Raw genomic sequence first — 15,845 nt, forward strand, 5'->3', positions numbered from 1 at the left:
GTGAACCAACAAAAATATACCGGCGTTTGGCCAGTGATGCTGACGCCTTTTGATGAACGTAAAGAGATTGACTGGCAGTCGCTGGAAAAGCTGATTGAGTGGTATCTGGCTGCCGGTGTTCACGGGCTATTTGCCGATTGCCAGTCAAGTGAGATGTTCTTTTTAAGCGATGAGGAAGCCAGAAAACTGGTGCGCTTTATTGTAGAAAAAGTCGATGGACGGGTGCCCGTAGTAGCATCCGGCCATACGGCCAATGCGTTCAGCCATCAAAGCGAGCAATTGATCAGTATGTCTGAAACCGGCGTTGATGGCGTAATTATGATCAGCAACCGGCTGGCTCTGGCGGGTGAAAATAATGACAAGGCGCTGGAAACTTTACAGCGTTTGACGGCTCAGGTGCCAGTATCGGTGGACTTAGGTATTTATGAATGTCCTTACCCTTATAAACGTTTGCTGTCAGAAGAGACGGTGGCCTGGTGTGCCCAAAGTGGTCGTTACACTTTTATTAAGGATACCTGCTGCGATTTGACCATGATTAAACGTCGCCTTGAGCTGGCCAAAGGTAGTCGTTTACATCTGGCGAATGCTAACAGTCAGACATTGCTGGCCTCTTTTCAGGCGGGATGTCAGGCCTTTAGCGGCATTATGGCTAACTTCCATCCCGATCTGTATGTCTGGCTATATGAAAATTGGCAGGCGGAGCCGGAAAAAGCGCAGAAATTATCTGACTACCTTTCCACTGCGGCATTAGTCGAGAGCCTGGACTACCCGGTTTGTGCGAAAAATTTTCAACAGTCCATTGGGAATTTTCATACTATTGCCTGCCGGGTGAGGGACAGCAGCGGATATCTGCAAACATTCTATCCGGAGGCCATTAATAGCATGGTGCGTTTAGGGCAGGATATTCGTCGCTATCTCGAGCTATAAGGAAAAATTACAAGATGCATTTTATTAAGCAGTCTTCGCAGTTTTTACTGGATGTGAATCATCAGCTTTTTAATAACTGTCATGCATCGACATTAGTGGCGCTACCAGAAAGCGAACAACTACTGGTAGCCTACTTTGCCGGACAAAAAGAGGCCAGTGGGGATACGGCGATTTGGTTGTCTCGTTGTGTGAAGGGCGAATGGCAGCCGGCTCAAAGAACCATTGCTCAGGATGGTCTGGCGCACTGGAATCCGGTTTTGCACTATCAGTGCGGCACGCTATGGCTGTTTTATAAAGTAGGGCCGGATGTGCATCACTGGATAACGCGCTACGTTACATCCGGCGATGGCGGTTATAGCTGGAGCAAACCTCAGGAATTGGTGACAGGAGACTCGTTCCCCCGCGGGCCGGTTAAAAACAAGCTGTTGGTGATGTCCAATGGTGAGTGGCTGGCGCCTTCTTCCATCGAAAACGATCGCTACTGGGATGCTTTTGTTGATATCTCTGCCGATTTGGGGGAACGCTGGCAGCGGGTAGATATTCCTATTGCTCATATTGATCCGGTATCGGCAAATGAGCGTGATATCTGGCAAGGTTTAAAAGATGACGCATTGTGGGAAACCGATCTGCAACGCGTATTTGAATGGGATGGCGTTATTCAGCCAACGTTATGGGAGTCCGAATCCGGTCAGGTACATGCCATGATGCGCAGCACCCGTGGGCGTATTTATCGCAGTGATTCAATGGATTATGGTCGTAGCTGGTGTCCGGCTTATGAAACAGCACTGCCAAATAATAACAGTGGTATTGATGTGGTCAGGCTGGAAAATGGCACCCTGGTACTGGCCTGTAACCCAATCGAAGGCAACTGGAATCGTCGTTATCCCGTATCAATCAGTGTGTCGCAGGACAACGGCAAGACCTGGTCGATTCCGTTAGATCTGGAAAATGGTGAAGGAGAATTTTCCTACCCGGCGATTATCGCCGATGGTGAAACACTCCATGTGACCTACACATGGAATCGTAAGAACATCGTGTACCAAAAAATAACTTCTGATAATGATAATAATGGAGTGTCCTCATGAAAAAAAATCTGCTTCCTCTGCTCGCACTGATACTGCCCTTCGGGATGGTTCAGGCGGAGCAAACGCTCACTTACCCTACCAAGAACATTGAAGTCGTCATTCCTAAAAATCCGGGTGGGGGTACTGATACTTCAGCCCGTACCGTGATTGAGTTCGCCCGCGATCGCATGCCAAAAGGAACCATGTTTGTACCAGTAAATAAGCCAGCGGGTAACGGTCTGACCGGGTTGATTGAAGTGGCAAAAGCCAAGCCCGATGGCTATAAGCTGGTGATGACCACCGTTGAACTGGCGATGTTCCCGCATCAGGGCAAATCACCGGTGACCTACAAAGATTTTACTCCGCTGGTGACAACCATCGCCGACCCGGTTGCGGTAGTGGTCAATGCTAAATCGCCCTATAACACGCTACAAGAGTTTATCGATGCAGCAAAAGCCAATCCGGGTAAGCTAAAAGTGGGTAACTCCGGTATGGGAGCAATTTACCATTTGGCAGCGGTAAACATGGAAAAAACCATGGATGTGAAGTTTAACCATATCCCTTATAACGAAGGAACCGGACCTTCTATTGCCGCGCTGGTTGGTGGTCACATCGATTCAGTATTAACCACGCCGGGCTCGGTAAAATCTCAGGTTGATGCCGGTATTCTGAAAGTGCTGGGTGTGATGGACGAAAAACGTTTTGAACTGTTCCCGGATGTACCGACCTTTAAAGAAGCGTTAGGTCTGGATGTTAACGTTAAAATGCGTGCCTGGGCCGTGCTGGCAACGACCGCTAAAGTGCCGGATAACGTGAAGCAGGAACTGGTAAACACCTTTACTGAAGTGGTAAAAACGCCAGCCTATCAGGAAGCGTTGAAGAAGCAGGGCATTATGCCAGTAGTCATTGCCGGTGATGATGCTTACAACATGATGAAAGAAGATGATGAGATGTATAAAACGCTGATCGACGAAACCATGAAAAAATAAATAACGGTATCTCCTGTCGGTTCGCCGGCAGGAGGGAGACGATGTCATGCGGAAATTAAATATTCTTGTCGGTTTACTCTCGGTTCTGTTGGGGGGTGCAATTATGTATCTCTCCCGGGATATGAGCATGTTTGATCAATATGGCGTGCCCGGGGAGCGTTTCTGGCCTTATGGTCTGGCCTGGTTATTTATTGGATTAGGCGTATTGCAGTGGATTGAAGTAGTGGTTCAGCACGCAAAAACGGCTGGTGTTTCGGTTGACCTGGCCTCTCTACCGGTGCGTAGAGCCTATGTACTGGCAATCGTGATGGTGCTGTATGGCGTATTGCTTAACTATACCGGCTTTATTGTGGCTTCAATGCTGTTGAGCCCGGTGGTGATGTGGATGATGGGTGAGCGACGGGCGTGGTTTCTGGCACTGATTTCAGTGGTTATTGTGGCCACTATTTATGTCTCATTTACCCTGATTTTTAATTCCCCTCTGCCTGTATCTGAATTCTTAGAATAAAAGGATAAAGGGATCGCTATGAATGAAGTTTTAGAAGCCCTGTTTATCGTATTCAGCCTCGAAACCGTATCAATGATTCTGTTGGGGGTGCTGGCCGGCATTATTATTGGTGCGCTGCCGGGATTAACCGTCAATATGGGGATCGCCTTACTGTTGCCACTGACCTATTCCTTTCAGGGCATGACCGGGATCCTTTTACTGTTGGGGGTCTATTGTGGAGCGGTATATGGCGGTTCGATTACTGCTATTTTAATTAGTACGCCGGGTACACCTGCTTCCGCAGCTACCGTGCTGGACGGCTATCCCATGGCTAAAAAAGGGGAAGCAGGTCGTGCATTGGGACTGTCGACCATGGGCTCCATGTTTGGCGGCCTGTTCAGTACCATTGCTCTGGTGCTGATTGCCCCTCTGTTGGCAAAAGTAGCCACCGGTTTCTCAGCGGCAGAGTATTTTGCTCTGGCGGTATTTGGTATCAGTATTATCACCAGCGTTTCATCTAATTCGATTATTAAAGGATTGATCGGCGGTGGAATTGGTTTGTTTATTGCTACTATTGGTCTGGACCCGATGACCAGCGGAATGCGTTTTACTTTTGACTCTATTTACTTAATGGGTGGCGTTTCGTTTATACCAGTACTGGTTGGGCTGTTTGCTTTTTCTCAGGGATTGTTAAGTTTTGAAGAGGATTATCGTGAGCGTATTGCCGGACAGGTGAAGATTATTCGGGCTAATATCACGCGTATCTTACCAACCTGGCTCGATTTTAAACGCGTACTACCTACCTATGTTCGTTCTTCAGTCATCGGTACCGGTATTGGCGCAGTGCCTGGCGTTGGTGGTGATATCGCCTCTTTTATTGCTTATAACGAAGCGAAACGTTGGTCTAAACATCCTGAAGAGTTTGGTCATGGTTCTCCTGAAGGGGTATCTGCTCCGGAAGCTGGCGCTAACTCGGTAGCCGGTGGTGCGATGGTTCCGTTAATGACGCTGGGTATTCCTGGTGATGGCGCAACAGCTATCATTATGGGGGCCTTTATGGTGCAAGGGCTGGCATTAGGTCCTCAGTTATTTACCGATCATCCGGTGGAAGTGAACTCTATCTTTATTGGCCTGTTTGCTGCCAACGTATTTATGGGCATCATGGGTTTTATGGGCATGCGTCTGTTTGCCAAAGTGATGGATATTCCTCGTCGTGTGCTGGTACCGATTATTCTGATGTTGTGTTCTGTAGGTGCCTACTCGGTTAACCACAGTATGACCGATGTATTTGTGATGATGGGGTCTGGATTCCTGGCTTATATTTTGATTAAGCTGGATTTTTCTATGTCGCCTATCGTGATCGGTATTATTCTTGGCCCAATGGCAGAATCTAACCTGCGTCGGGCACTGATGATGTCTGAAGGCGATCCGATGGTATTACTGACGCGTCCAATATGTGCAACATTTTTGGCCATTGCAGTGCTAACATTACTTCTGCCTGTATTCGGACCTAAAATCAAATCACTGATGAGAGTCCGTCGGGGATAAGATTGTGATACCCGCAGGATATGGCGTGCGATAGCAGAAAATATGCCATATCCTGCACTATCAATATTCACCATGTTTAATCAGTTAAGGGAACCGACGAGACGCCATGGCTAAAACGGTAGAGCAGATTGCGAACGATTTAAACTTATCCATTACTACGGTTCGTTTAGTATTAAATGGTAAGGCTGAACAGTATCGCATCAGCGTAAAAACGCAGGAAAAAATAGCCCAATATGTAGAGTTGCATGGCTATACCGTTAACCATACTGCGCGAAGCCTTAAACTGAACAAGACTGAAACCTTTGGTCTGGTTATCCCTCGTTTATCAAACCCTTTCTTTGCTGCATTGGCTGAATTACTGGAAATTCGTTGTCGGGAAGCCGGTTATCAGTTGATGATTTGTTGTACCTATGGCGATCCCAAATATGAAAATAAGCTGGTGAAATCGCTGGAAGAGCGCAACGTAGACGGCATCTTTATTGTGTCAGTAGATGCTAAAAGTCAGGTTCATCACGTTAAGCACCGTAATAAGCCGCTGATTTTTCTCGATCGGGATTTTGGTATTAAAGGGGCTTCCTGTGTCATTACTGATAACTGTAAAAGCGGTTATCGTTTGACTCGCGCCATGCTGGATAAAATTCAACAGCCCATTCACTTCTTTGTGGGTGATGCCGGGCTGCCAACTATCGCTGAACGTTTGAAAGGGTATGTCAGAGCCAGCGATGAATCAGGCTTTTCGCAAGAGAAATCCCAGCTCTCTTATGCAGATCATAACCGGGTTGAAGATGGTGAGCTGATGATGAATCAGTTTATTGAACAGCACGGTGAGTTTCCGGTGAACTTTATCTCTTCTTCATTACCGATTCTGGAAGGAGGATTAAGCGTATTGCGTGAGCGATATGGCTATATTCCCAGCCAGATTAATATCGGTACCTTTGACGAACACGTCATGCTGAGCTTTTTACCTAATAATATCTGGTCGATGAGACAGGATGAAAAGACGCTGGTGGAACAAGCCTGCGAAATGATGCGTAAAAAGATCGATGGTTTAACCGATAGTCAGCTTTTTGTTGCTGATGCAGAACTGATTTCCCGTATTACTTCTTCTCGCTAGCTTTGTCCTGAGAGGGGGGAGTATAGCCAGAACCTTTCATCAGACCTTTGTTTTGCTTCTCTTTATCTGAATCTGAAATGGTTTTCCGTGGCGAAGAACGGCCTTCGGTATCGCTGGCGCGATAGAGATCGTAAGGTAGTAAAACGGTATCTAACATTGCAGAGAAAGGCAGATCGACAATTAACAGGCTGCGCATCAGCCATCCATGATTGTCATCACCAATCATATCAATATCATGAGCAGTGCCAGGATAATACCTTTCATAAGGCGCAACGTGAGCCATCAGGCTGGAGCAACCAGAAAGTGCAAACATGGTTGTACTGACACAAATGGGCAGTAAAAAACCTTTAACACTAGTCATCATTGTTTGCTATCCACAAAACGCATAAGACGCTCTGACAGTTAATGATATTAAGTTGAAGAGCAACGTTATAGCACTCAACTATCTAAATTTGAATAAGTAACATTCAGATAATCGTGTGTCGCTATAAAATTTAGCTTAGAAATGAATTTTTGCCGTTGAAAAATGAATTTATGCCACCATTTTGTTAAGTGTGATCGATAAAGCAATGCCAATAGGGTTGCTGGTCGCAGAAAGTTCATCTGTCCTGTAAGGAAGATGATGTTATTCAACCTCGCTGATTTATTTAGGAGGCGTTTTTTATGCGTAATTTTGATCTTTCCCCACTGTATCGTTCAGCCATTGGTTTTGACCGGATGCTGAACACCCTTGAGTCAGGCCAGAGCCAAAGCAATGGCGGCTACCCTCCCTATAACGTTGAGCTGGTTGATGAACACCATTACCGTATTGCTATTGCGGTTGCCGGGTTCGCTGAAACCGAACTGGAGATTACCGCTCAGCCAAACCTGTTAGTGGTACGCGGTGCTAAACAGAGTCAGGAACCGGCAAAAACTTACCTTTATCAAGGTATTGCCGAGCGCAATTTCGAACGCAAATTCCAACTGGCTGAACATATTCAGGTAGAAGGTGCTCATTTAGAGAATGGTTTGCTGTATATCGAGTTGGCACGGGTTATTCCTGAGGCATCAAAGCCACGCCGTATCGAAATCAAGTAATAAAATTTTGAGGCGCTAAGCGCCAGAACAGTTATGTGCCTGCCGTAATGGGGGCAGACCTCACTCGCTTCAAAGAAGGAGTTATATTATGCGTAATTATGATTTATCACCGTTATTTCGTCAGTGGATTGGATTCGATAAACTGGCCAGCACCATGCAAGGGAATACAGATTCTGGTTTCCCTCCTTACAATATTGAAAAAAGTGACGATAACCACTATCGCATCACATTAGCCTTAGCCGGATTTAAACAAGAAAATCTGGAAATAGAATCAGAAGGCCAGCGCCTGACGGTAAAAGGCAATCCAACCCAAATAGAAAAAGAGGTGCAGTATCTGCATCAGGGATTGTCCTGCAAGGCGTTTGAACTGAGCTTTACCCTTGCCGACCATATGGTGGTCACCGAAGCTAAGTTCGAACTGGGGCTGCTGCATATTGATATTGAGCGTAGAGTGCCGGAAGCGTTGCAGGCGCAGAAGATTACTATTGGTAAGCAGGGTGTAATTGAGCATCAACAATAATGAGATAAATAAAAGCGGGGCATTAAGCCCCGCTTTCAATCTTTCACGATAGATAATCGGAGGGAGAGACCGCCGTTGGGGTCGACTTGGCGTAAGCCAACGAAGCGCCCCTAGGCGGGCTAGGCCCGACGCACTCTATGGTTAAGTACAGATGGTTTTCCGGCCGGGCACAATTGTCATATAGATACTATGTGATTACGGCCAGAATATTCTCAAGAGCAGAATTGAGCAATTATTATCCTTCTCTATGCGCCCTCTCAATCTCTTCCGCCAATACAATAATTCCCTTCTCTATTAACTCCGGCTCCGGCACATAGTTCATCCGCATACACTGTTGAGTATGAGGCCACTCTTGCTCCAGACCGGGGAAGAAGTAATGCCCTGGCACCATCAGTACACCACGGGCCTTTAACCGCTGGTACAGCGTTTGGCTGCTGATAGGTAAATCTTTAAACCACAGCCACAGGAAGATAGCACCTTCAGGCTTGTGAATAAGACAACGTTCTGCCGGAATATAACGGCGGATAATTGCCAGCGTTTGCTCTACACGCTGTTGATAGAAGGGGCGGATCACTTGTTCAGAAAGACGAAGCAGGTCACCACGTTCAATCATCTCTAAAGCCAGTGCCGGGCCAATACTGCCCGGTGCCAGACTGATAATGCCATTCATATTACCCATCGCCTGAATAGTCTCTTCATTAGCGATGATAATACCGCAGCGGGTGCCGGGCAGGCCCAGCTTGGACAGGCTCATGCACAGAATGGTATTCAGATTCCAAAGCGGCGTGGCCTGGCTAAAGATAATGCCGGGGAAAGGAACACCGTAGGCATTATCAATAATCAGCGGAATTCCTTTCTGATGGGCGATTGCATCCAGACGCATCACTTCTTCGTCGGTTAATACATTACCGGTTGGATTGGTTGGGCGAGAAACACAGATAGCGCCAATATCATCGCCAATATGCAGATGATCAAAATCGACATGATATTTAAACATGCCTTCAGGCAGCAGCTCGATGGTTGGTTTATAGGAAACCAGAAGATCCTCTTCTAACCCAACATCTGCATAGCCGATATATTCTGGTGCCAGCGGAAACAGAACTTTCTTCACCTGACCATCCGGCTGATGACCGGCAAACAGATTAAACAGATAAAAAAATGCACTTTGACTGCCATTGGTCAGGGCGATGTTTTTCGCTTCGATCGGCCAACCCAGCTCTTCGCTCAACATTTCTGCCAGTGCGGTCAGAAAAGTATTCTTGCCCTGTGGGCCATCATAATTACAGATTGATTCGGTGAGCTTTCCTTCCGCCAGTAGATCGGCACAAAGCTGAGTAAAGTAGTCTTGCATCTCCGGAATTTTTGCAGGATTACCGCCTCCGAGCATAATTGCTCCGGGAGTGCGTAAACCATCATTTAAATCGCTCATTAACTGAGTAATACCGGAAAAACGAGTAAATTTTTTACCAAAAGATGAAAATGTCATGTTAATACATTGATGTTATGGGCTGAGGGGGATAACCATTAACCATACCGACAGACCTTAGCTGGCGCAACGGGTGAATATGCGGCTGATATTTATCTTAAGTTCTGTGGTTATTGCCACGCATGGTGAGATGTGTGGTTCCTGTGGTCATTGAATGCGGTTTTCAACAGGTCTATTCCATTAATTCTGAGGGATTGTGCTAAAGAATAAACTGCATTTTTACCGTGACTACATCAAAAAAGTGTGTGATTTGATGCAGACACGGTAACAGGAAGGCCAGATTTGTGTGCTAGCGGATAACCTGAGGATTAACGCAGTTGCCTTCGATACTGTCCGTCATGGCAGCAATTAAATTGTCGACGGCACTGGCAGCCATGGCATAGCGAGCCTCAAAGGTTGCTGAACCAATATGTGGAATGGCAACGACATTCGGCATCGACAGCAGTGGAGAGTTGGTTGGCAGCGGCTCTTTTTCAAACACATCCAGACCCGCACCGGCAATAGTGCCTTGCTGTAGAGCTTCGATTAATGCGGCTTCGTCCACCACCGGACCACGTCCGGCATTAATAAAAAACGCCGATGGCTTCATCAGCGCAAGTCGCTCTGCATTAATCAGATGGCGAGTTTGTGGGTTCAACGGCAATATCAGACAAACATAATCGGCTACGGACAACAGCTTATCTAACTCCATATGAATGGCATCGAAGCGGTTTTCTGCCTCCGGGTTTCGGTTGCGGGTGTTATAAACAATTTTCATCCCAAAACCAAAATGTGCGCGTTGGGCCAGTGCGGTACCAATACGACCCATACCGATGATCCCCATGGTTTTATGATGAATATCGGTACCAAACCAGTTTTCGCCTACGCTGCCTTTCCATTCTCCGGCTTTTACCCGTTCGGCCACATCCACGATGCGTCGGCCAGTGGCTAATACCAGCGCCATAATGGTATCTGCAACCGTCTCCGTCAGAGCTCCCGGGGTATGCATTAAAGGAATTTTTCTTTCGGTCAGAGCGTCAACGTCAAAGTTGTCATAGCCTGCTGAAATGGTGGAAACAGCTCTGAGTACCGGTGCCTGATCTAACAGCTTTCGGTCAATATTTTGGTTAGCACCAATAATGCCTTCGGCTTTACCAAGAGCTTTAATAAAGTCGGCGCGATTCTCATCAGTAATGGAGTCAAAAGCGGTAACGGAAAAACGTTGTTCCAGTTTGTCCTGTAAATCTGCGGGCAGCTGTTTATAGGAGACGATCGATGGCTTCATGTCCTGTCCTCTGCGATAGGATAGATTATCAGTGACCAAACATTACCATAACTGATAAATAAATCATGACCGGTTTTTGGTTTATTTATTGCCTGATTGTTCTGCCTTTATTTTGAACTGTTTTCGATAGGATGAAGGGGAAATATTTAACGCTTTGGTAAAATGCTGGCGTAGAGATGCCACGGTATTAAAACCAGATTCTTCTGCAACCTTCTCCATGGAGTGAGTACCGGATTCCAGCATACGCTGCGCTTTAGCGATGCGCTGATTCAACAACCATTGCATCACGGTGGTGCCGGTCGTTTGTCGCACATGTCGGGTAAACGTTCGACGACTTAGTGCTCCTTTCTGTGCCAGTGAATCGATAGAGTGCGGTAGCTCCGGATGTTGTGCTGCCCAGTTAAGTACCTGAGATATACGGTCATCCTGCCGTGATACCGGTAGTGGAATTTCAATAAATTGAGCCTGTCCACCCTGACGATGGGGTGCTACCACCATTTGGCGAGCCACCTGATTGGCAATTTCTGCGCCACAAATCTGTCGTAGCATATGCAAGCAGCAATCAATAGCAGCGGCCATACCGGCAGAGGTAAGCAGATTTCCTTCATCAATATAAAGTTCTGCCGCGCGCAGCTCTACTTCCGGATAACGCAGGCTAAAAGCATTGGCCCATTTCCAGTGGGTGGTTGCCGCCTTACCGTTTAATAGCCCGACTTTAGCCAGCACAAAAGCTCCCAGACATAAGCCGACAATTTTTACACCACGCCGGTTAGCCTGTTTCAGTACATCAATAAACTCTTCGGGAGGGGCGATATCGATACGGTGCCAGGAGGGCACAATAATGATATCTGCTTGTTGAAAACCTTCAAGACCGTATTGAGTGGTGATGGTAAATCCCATCGAAGTTTCTATCTGGTTTTCTTCCAGTGCACAGGTAATCACCCGAAAACGGGGGGAACCATCCTGATTCAGTACATTACTGAATACCGTATGAGGAATAGAGAGATGAAACGGGTTAATGCCCTGATAAGCGGCAACGGCAATGGTGATTGGGTTAGTCAGCGGTTCCATGCATATTCCTGAGCTTCAGGCAAAGATAATTGGCCTGATTCTATCGATATCTGTCATTCAGGTCACTATCTGAACGGTGAGGATGCCAGCAAAATAGCAGAAGTGTTAACAGGCTACGAGGAAGCTATTGATGAACAATCCAGTAAGAGCATTGGTGGTCATTGACGTGCAAAACGAGTATTTCACCGGGGAATTACCTATTGAATATCCACCGGTGGAAACATCATTAAACAACATTATTCGCACTATGGAGATGGCAAAAAAATCGGAAATTCCAATCGTTGTAGTGCAAAACAGCGCAGCGGAAAACTCGCCTGCCTTTGCCAAGGGCAGCAAAGGGTGGGAGCTGCACCCGAAAATTCAACGTCAGCACTACGACTTATTAATTGAAAAACGCTTACCCGACGCTTTTGCCGGAACAGAACTCATGACCTGGCTAAAAGACCGTCAGATAAATACCCTAACCATTGTTGGCTACATGACCCATAACTGTGATGCCTCCACCATTTACCACGCCAGCCACGCAGGATTTAACGTTGAATTCCTGTCCGATGCCACAGGAAGCCTCCCTTACGAAAATCAGGCCGGAAAAGCGACCGCCGAAGAAATCCACCGGGTATTCAGCGTAGTATTCCATTCACGATTTGCCGCAGTAACATCAACGGCAGAGTGGCTAAAAGCAGTGGAGAATAAACAAGGGATAGCCAGTGGGAATATTCTGGCATCTAACCGTTTAGCTCGGCGAGTTTAAGAAAGAATAAGAAATATAGAGATAGTAGTTAGATGATAAAGCCTAAAAAAGTTAATCGGAGGGAGAGCTTTCCGTGGGGGTCGACTTGGCGTAAGCCAACGAAGTGCCCGTAGGAAAGGTAGGCCCGACGCACTCGAAAGCTGAGTATATGGCCCTTCCGGCCGAGCACTAAGGTGATATAAGCAACATCATTTTTACGGACGGAACATTCTCATCAGTCAATTTAGCCAATCTACCAACCATAAAAAAACCGGCGCATAGCACCGGTTTCCCACAAAAAAATCAAACCCCAATCACAATGGACTCAACGTAATCGTTACACGACGATTCTGCGCTTTACCATCCTCAGTACTGTTAGAGGCAATTGGTTGATCCGGGCCCACACCCTGAGTGTGAATACGGTTAGCGGCAACACCCTGAGTAATTAACGAACTGGCTACGCTCTCAGCACGTTGTTGAGACAGATTCACGTTCAACTGACGAGAACCTGTACTGTCAGTATGGCCTACAACATTGACGGCGGTTTTGTTGTACTCTTTTAATACCATTGCAACACCGGTCAGAGTGTTAGCACCCGCAGGCTTAAGCGTACTGCTGCTGGTATCAAAAGTAACATTATTTGGCATATTCAGAATGATCTGATCGCCGGAACGAGTAACGCTCACGCCAGTACCAGCCATTTTCTCACGCAGCTTAGCTTCCTGAACGTCCATATAATAACCAACACTACCACCAAAAGCAGCACCGGCAGCGGCACCAATCAGGGCACCTTTACCGCGATCTTTCTTGGATGATGACAATGCACCTACGCCTGCGCCAACAACAGCACCAATACCTGCACCGATGCCAGAATCGCCAACTTGTGATTCACCGGTATAAGGGTTAGTCGTACAACCCGAAACGGCTAATGTTCCGCTGAGCGCAATAACCGTGGCAATCATAAACTTTTTCATACATATACCTTAAACAGAATTACTGACCTGAGCTATTGCCCAGAATGGCTCCGGAAGCAGCACCAACCGCAGCACCTGCGGCAGCACCAATCAGGGCTCCCTTAGTATTATCTTTGTGCGAAGAAGATAATGCACCGATGCCTGCACCAACACCTACGTTTGCTGCCTGATTGTTATTGGGATTACTTCCACCATACGGATTTGCACAACCTGCCAATGACAGCACAGATGTAACTACGACAACTGCTGCAATAAACTTTTTCATAACCTGTACCTCGTTGAATCAACATCCTGATACAGCAGATTAAAGCCTAATTTTTGCGGAAAGAAAGTTTCTTTACGCAAATTTTTCAATTGCAGGACACTTCTTTAACAACCATGAAAAGGCTGTTATACGGGGAAATGGCGTAATTTGTGTCACTGGTATCAGGCCCGTATCTTTACAATTATAGCAGGCTGATAACAGGTAAAAGGGTAATTAAGTGCGGTAGTTACACAGGGTTCACTGCAGCAGAGTTTACCCTGTGTGAGAATAAGCCAGTATCATGCAGCAATCAGCGGAGCCTGCCATTGCATGATTAATGTTACCTGTTGTGTTTCCGGGTGGGGCTGTTCACTGACAATATGAAAATCCATGGCCAGGTAAAATTGAAGTGCATGAGTGTTTTCCCGATAGACCTCAAGTAGCAACCGGGGATAATGAGTTTTAGCCAGTTCAATCAGCGCTTTGCCAATCCCTTTTCCCTGCTGGTTAAAATCAACAAACAGTGCTCCGATAAACTGCTGCTCCATCACGCTGATAAAACCAATGATTTTATCATTTTCACAACTCACCCAAGTGGTGGCATCAGGAATATAAACGTTGCGAACCAATGGTTCACTTTCCAGCCAGTACGATTGCTCAATAAAAGGATGCGCATGAATGGTGGTGGTTAACCACAGCGCCATTAGCGCATCCAGATCCTGTTCCTGATAGCGGCGAATCACGCGTGATTATCCGGATGGCAGAAACATTCAATCATATGGTCGTTAACCAACCCCATTGATTGCATAAAAGCATAACAAGTGGTGGCACCGAAAAATTTAAAACCACGCTTTTTCAGCGCTTTCGCCATAGCAACAGAAATCGGGGTGGAAGCAGGAAGTTCCTCAGGTTTTTTCATCGAAAGGTGATTGAGGATTGGCTGATTCTCCACAAACGACCAGATAAAGGTGGCGAAGTCTTCTCCGGCTGCCTGCATAGCCATATAGGCTTTAGCGTTATGCACGATGGCTTCCAGTTTGCCGCGATGGCGAATTAACCCCGGATTTTCCATCAGTTTATCAATGTCTTTTTCCGTCATGGCTGCGACTTTTGCCGGATCAAAGTGGTGAAAACATTGACGATAAGCTTCACGTTTTTTCAGTACAGTAATCCACGAGAGTCCGGCTTGTTGTCCTTCCAGACAAATTTTCTCAAACAGTTTTTGGTTATCCCGAACGGGTTTGCCCCATTCGTTGTCATGGTACTCAATGTAAAGCGGATCCTGATTGACCCAACTACAACGTTGCATATATTTCCCCTGAAATTTAACAAAATCCTGTGTCCGGTATGGATTAGAGCTGCACATCTGGTCGTCTATAGGTATACTTATCAGCTACATTAATTAAACTCTATCGCGCGCGGATCCAACATGCAGAAGTTCGATAATAAAACCTTTCAGGGATTAATCCTAACATTACAGGATTATTGGTCGCGTCAGGGCTGCACCATTGTCCAACCATTGGACATGGAAGTCGGTGCTGGTACGTCGCATCCAATAACCTGCCTGCGGGCTTTAGGGCCTGAGCCAATAGCCGCTGCCTATGTGCAGCCTTCCCGTCGCCCGACGGATGGTCGCTATGGTGAAAACCCGAACCGCTTACAGCACTACTACCAGTTTCAGGTCATTATCAAACCCTCTCCGGACAATATTCAGGAGCTGTATCTTGGCTCGCTGAAAGAGCTGGGAGTGGATCCGACCGTGCACGATATCCGTTTTGTTGAAGATAACTGGGAAAACCCAACGCTGGGTGCCTGGGGTCTTGGCTGGGAAGTCTGGTTAAACGGAATGGAAGTGACTCAGTTTACCTATTTCCAACAGGTCGGTGGTCTGGAGTGTAAGCCAGTCACAGGTGAAATCACTTACGGACTTGAGCGTCTGGCCATGTATATTCAGGGCGTGGACAGCGTTTACGACTTAGTCTGGAGCGATGGTCCTTTCGGTAAGACTACCTATGGTGATATTTATCATCAAAACGAAGTGGAACAGTCTACCTATAACTTTGAATATGCCGATACTGACTTCCTGTTCAGCTGCTTTGAGCAGTATGAAAAAGAGGCGCAGAAGCTACTGGCATTAGAAACGCCGCTGCCGTTACCGGCCTACGAGCGTATTCTGAAAGCGGCCCATAGCTTTAACCTGCTGGATGCCCGCAAAGCGATCTCTGTGACCGAGCGCCAACGCTATATTCTGCGTATTCGTACGCTGACCAAAGCGGTTGCTGAGGCTTATTATGCTTCTCGCGAGGCATTAGGTTTCCCTATGTGTGATAAGAAAAAGGTTTAAGAGAAC

At 46.7% G+C, this 15,845-nt stretch carries 18 protein-coding genes; 10 read left to right on the top strand and 8 right to left on the bottom strand.

Translation table 11 applies throughout. The annotated features are described in order from the left end of the window. The 6 genes from GOL65_RS00395 to GOL65_RS00420 all read left to right on the top strand — a co-directional run bounded on the left by GOL65_RS00395 (position 1) and on the right by GOL65_RS00420 (position 6,129). Positions 1 to 927 (top strand): dihydrodipicolinate synthase family protein, encoded by a 927-nt coding sequence (locus GOL65_RS00395; RefSeq protein ID WP_140920457.1) that lies wholly within the window; start codon positions 1 to 3, stop codon positions 925 to 927. A 14-nt stretch (positions 928 to 941) separates the two neighbouring features. Further along, positions 942 to 2,012: a sialidase family protein gene (locus GOL65_RS00400; protein WP_140920458.1), complete on the top strand. Its 1,071-nt coding sequence runs from the start codon at positions 942 to 944 to the stop codon at positions 2,010 to 2,012. After that, positions 2,009 to 2,980, top strand: a complete 972-nt coding sequence (locus GOL65_RS00405) for a tripartite tricarboxylate transporter substrate binding protein (RefSeq protein WP_140920459.1) — start codon at positions 2,009 to 2,011, stop codon at positions 2,978 to 2,980. Before GOL65_RS00400 ends, GOL65_RS00405 begins: the two co-directional genes overlap by 4 nt. 46 nt (positions 2,981 to 3,026) lie before the next feature. Beyond that, complete coding sequence (locus GOL65_RS00410) at positions 3,027 to 3,488, top strand: tripartite tricarboxylate transporter TctB family protein (protein WP_140920460.1); 462 nt, start codon at positions 3,027 to 3,029, stop codon at positions 3,486 to 3,488. An 18-nt stretch (positions 3,489 to 3,506) separates the two neighbouring features. Further along, positions 3,507 to 5,015 carry a tripartite tricarboxylate transporter permease gene (locus tag GOL65_RS00415; RefSeq protein ID WP_140920461.1) on the top strand — a complete coding sequence of 503 codons (1,509 nt, stop codon included), beginning with the start codon at positions 3,507 to 3,509 and terminating at the stop codon, positions 5,013 to 5,015. Positions 5,016 to 5,121: 106 nt separating this feature from the next. After that, complete coding sequence (locus GOL65_RS00420; RefSeq protein WP_140920462.1) at positions 5,122 to 6,129, top strand: LacI family DNA-binding transcriptional regulator; 1,008 nt, start codon at positions 5,122 to 5,124, stop codon at positions 6,127 to 6,129. Here GOL65_RS00420 and GOL65_RS00425 read toward each other — a convergent pair. Next, positions 6,113 to 6,493 (bottom strand): YceK/YidQ family lipoprotein, encoded by a 381-nt coding sequence (locus GOL65_RS00425; RefSeq protein ID WP_228723022.1) that lies wholly within the window; start codon positions 6,491 to 6,493, stop codon positions 6,113 to 6,115. The two genes, GOL65_RS00420 and GOL65_RS00425, sit on opposite strands and share 17 nt — an antisense overlap. Positions 6,494 to 6,792: 299 nt before the next feature. Between GOL65_RS00425 and ibpA the strand changes: the two genes are divergently transcribed. Together ibpA and ibpB are read left to right on the top strand one after the other, a co-directional pair. Further along, entirely contained in the window at positions 6,793 to 7,206 is a 414-nt protein-coding gene (gene ibpA, locus GOL65_RS00430) for a small heat shock chaperone IbpA (protein WP_140920463.1), read from the top strand. Positions 7,207 to 7,294: 88 nt separating this feature from the next. Further along, positions 7,295 to 7,726, top strand: a complete 432-nt coding sequence (gene ibpB / locus GOL65_RS00435; RefSeq protein WP_140920464.1) for a small heat shock chaperone IbpB — start codon at positions 7,295 to 7,297, stop codon at positions 7,724 to 7,726. 235 nt (positions 7,727 to 7,961) lie between these two features. Here the strand turns inward: ibpB and GOL65_RS00440 are convergent, their stop codons facing one another. The 3 genes from GOL65_RS00440 to GOL65_RS00450 form a co-directional block, all read right to left on the bottom strand. After that, positions 7,962 to 9,212, bottom strand: a complete 1,251-nt coding sequence (locus GOL65_RS00440) for a valine--pyruvate transaminase (RefSeq protein ID WP_140920465.1) — start codon at positions 9,210 to 9,212, stop codon at positions 7,962 to 7,964. Between the two features lie 289 nt (positions 9,213 to 9,501). Next, positions 9,502 to 10,476, bottom strand: coding sequence for a glyoxylate/hydroxypyruvate reductase GhrB (gene ghrB, locus GOL65_RS00445; RefSeq protein WP_140920466.1), 975 nt, complete (start codon positions 10,474 to 10,476; stop codon positions 9,502 to 9,504). Positions 10,477 to 10,557: 81 nt separating this feature from the next. Continuing rightward, positions 10,558 to 11,547 carry a GlxA family transcriptional regulator gene (locus tag GOL65_RS00450; RefSeq protein WP_140920467.1) on the bottom strand — a complete coding sequence of 330 codons (990 nt, stop codon included), beginning with the start codon at positions 11,545 to 11,547 and terminating at the stop codon, positions 10,558 to 10,560. Positions 11,548 to 11,677: 130 nt separating this feature from the next. Between GOL65_RS00450 and GOL65_RS00455 the strand changes: the two genes are divergently transcribed. Continuing rightward, positions 11,678 to 12,298, top strand: coding sequence for a cysteine hydrolase family protein (locus GOL65_RS00455; protein ID WP_140920468.1), 621 nt, complete (start codon positions 11,678 to 11,680; stop codon positions 12,296 to 12,298). Between the two features lie 293 nt (positions 12,299 to 12,591). On the opposite strand, the gene GOL65_RS00460 is transcribed toward GOL65_RS00455, so the two are convergent. From GOL65_RS00460 to GOL65_RS00475, 4 genes are all read right to left on the bottom strand, one after another. Next, complete coding sequence (locus GOL65_RS00460) at positions 12,592 to 13,251, bottom strand: OmpA family lipoprotein (RefSeq protein ID WP_140920469.1); 660 nt, start codon at positions 13,249 to 13,251, stop codon at positions 12,592 to 12,594. Positions 13,252 to 13,270: 19 nt separating this feature from the next. Next, complete coding sequence (locus GOL65_RS00465) at positions 13,271 to 13,516, bottom strand: glycine zipper 2TM domain-containing protein (protein WP_140920470.1); 246 nt, start codon at positions 13,514 to 13,516, stop codon at positions 13,271 to 13,273. Between the two features lie 278 nt (positions 13,517 to 13,794). Beyond that, the gene (locus tag GOL65_RS00470; protein ID WP_140920471.1) at positions 13,795 to 14,238 is read right to left on the bottom strand and encodes an N-acetyltransferase; all 444 of its coding nucleotides are present in this window, start codon (positions 14,236 to 14,238) and stop codon (positions 13,795 to 13,797) included. Further along, positions 14,235 to 14,804: a DNA-3-methyladenine glycosylase I gene (locus tag GOL65_RS00475; RefSeq protein WP_140920472.1), complete on the bottom strand. Its 570-nt coding sequence runs from the start codon at positions 14,802 to 14,804 to the stop codon at positions 14,235 to 14,237. The genes GOL65_RS00470 and GOL65_RS00475 overlap by 4 nt, the downstream gene beginning before the upstream one ends. A gap of 120 nt (positions 14,805 to 14,924) precedes the next feature. Between GOL65_RS00475 and glyQ the strand changes: the two genes are divergently transcribed. Then, the gene (gene glyQ / locus GOL65_RS00480) at positions 14,925 to 15,839 is read left to right on the top strand and encodes a glycine--tRNA ligase subunit alpha (protein WP_130589993.1); all 915 of its coding nucleotides are present in this window, start codon (positions 14,925 to 14,927) and stop codon (positions 15,837 to 15,839) included. Positions 15,840 to 15,845 lie beyond the last annotated feature (6 nt).

Source organism: Limnobaculum xujianqingii (assembly GCF_013394855.1).
Taxonomy (GTDB): domain Bacteria; phylum Pseudomonadota; class Gammaproteobacteria; order Enterobacterales; family Enterobacteriaceae; genus Limnobaculum; species Limnobaculum xujianqingii.

What these genes read in the sequence shown, in the direction of transcription:
- GOL65_RS00400 (WP_140920458.1), top strand. Translation starts at nt 942, where the DNA reads ATGCATTTTATTAAGCAGTCTTCGCAGTTTTTACTGGATGTGAATCAT.
- GOL65_RS00405 (WP_140920459.1), top strand. Translation starts at nt 2,009, where the DNA reads ATGAAAAAAAATCTGCTTCCTCTGCTCGCACTGATACTGCCCTTCGGG.
- GOL65_RS00410 (WP_140920460.1), top strand. Translation starts at nt 3,027, where the DNA reads ATGCGGAAATTAAATATTCTTGTCGGTTTACTCTCGGTTCTGTTGGGG.
- GOL65_RS00415 (WP_140920461.1), top strand. Translation starts at nt 3,507, where the DNA reads ATGAATGAAGTTTTAGAAGCCCTGTTTATCGTATTCAGCCTCGAAACC.
- GOL65_RS00420 (WP_140920462.1), top strand. Translation starts at nt 5,122, where the DNA reads ATGGCTAAAACGGTAGAGCAGATTGCGAACGATTTAAACTTATCCATT.
- GOL65_RS00425 (WP_228723022.1), bottom strand. Translation starts at nt 6,493, where the DNA reads ATGATGACTAGTGTTAAAGGTTTTTTACTGCCCATTTGTGTCAGTACA.
- ibpA (WP_140920463.1), top strand. Translation starts at nt 6,793, where the DNA reads ATGCGTAATTTTGATCTTTCCCCACTGTATCGTTCAGCCATTGGTTTT.
- ibpB (WP_140920464.1), top strand. Translation starts at nt 7,295, where the DNA reads ATGCGTAATTATGATTTATCACCGTTATTTCGTCAGTGGATTGGATTC.
- GOL65_RS00440 (WP_140920465.1), bottom strand. Translation starts at nt 9,212, where the DNA reads ATGACATTTTCATCTTTTGGTAAAAAATTTACTCGTTTTTCCGGTATT.
- ghrB (WP_140920466.1), bottom strand. Translation starts at nt 10,476, where the DNA reads ATGAAGCCATCGATCGTCTCCTATAAACAGCTGCCCGCAGATTTACAG.
- GOL65_RS00450 (WP_140920467.1), bottom strand. Translation starts at nt 11,547, where the DNA reads ATGGAACCGCTGACTAACCCAATCACCATTGCCGTTGCCGCTTATCAG.
- GOL65_RS00455 (WP_140920468.1), top strand. Translation starts at nt 11,678, where the DNA reads ATGAACAATCCAGTAAGAGCATTGGTGGTCATTGACGTGCAAAACGAG.
- GOL65_RS00460 (WP_140920469.1), bottom strand. Translation starts at nt 13,251, where the DNA reads ATGAAAAAGTTTATGATTGCCACGGTTATTGCGCTCAGCGGAACATTA.
- GOL65_RS00465 (WP_140920470.1), bottom strand. Translation starts at nt 13,516, where the DNA reads ATGAAAAAGTTTATTGCAGCAGTTGTCGTAGTTACATCTGTGCTGTCA.
- GOL65_RS00475 (WP_140920472.1), bottom strand. Translation starts at nt 14,804, where the DNA reads ATGCAACGTTGTAGTTGGGTCAATCAGGATCCGCTTTACATTGAGTAC.
- glyQ (WP_130589993.1), top strand. Translation starts at nt 14,925, where the DNA reads ATGCAGAAGTTCGATAATAAAACCTTTCAGGGATTAATCCTAACATTA.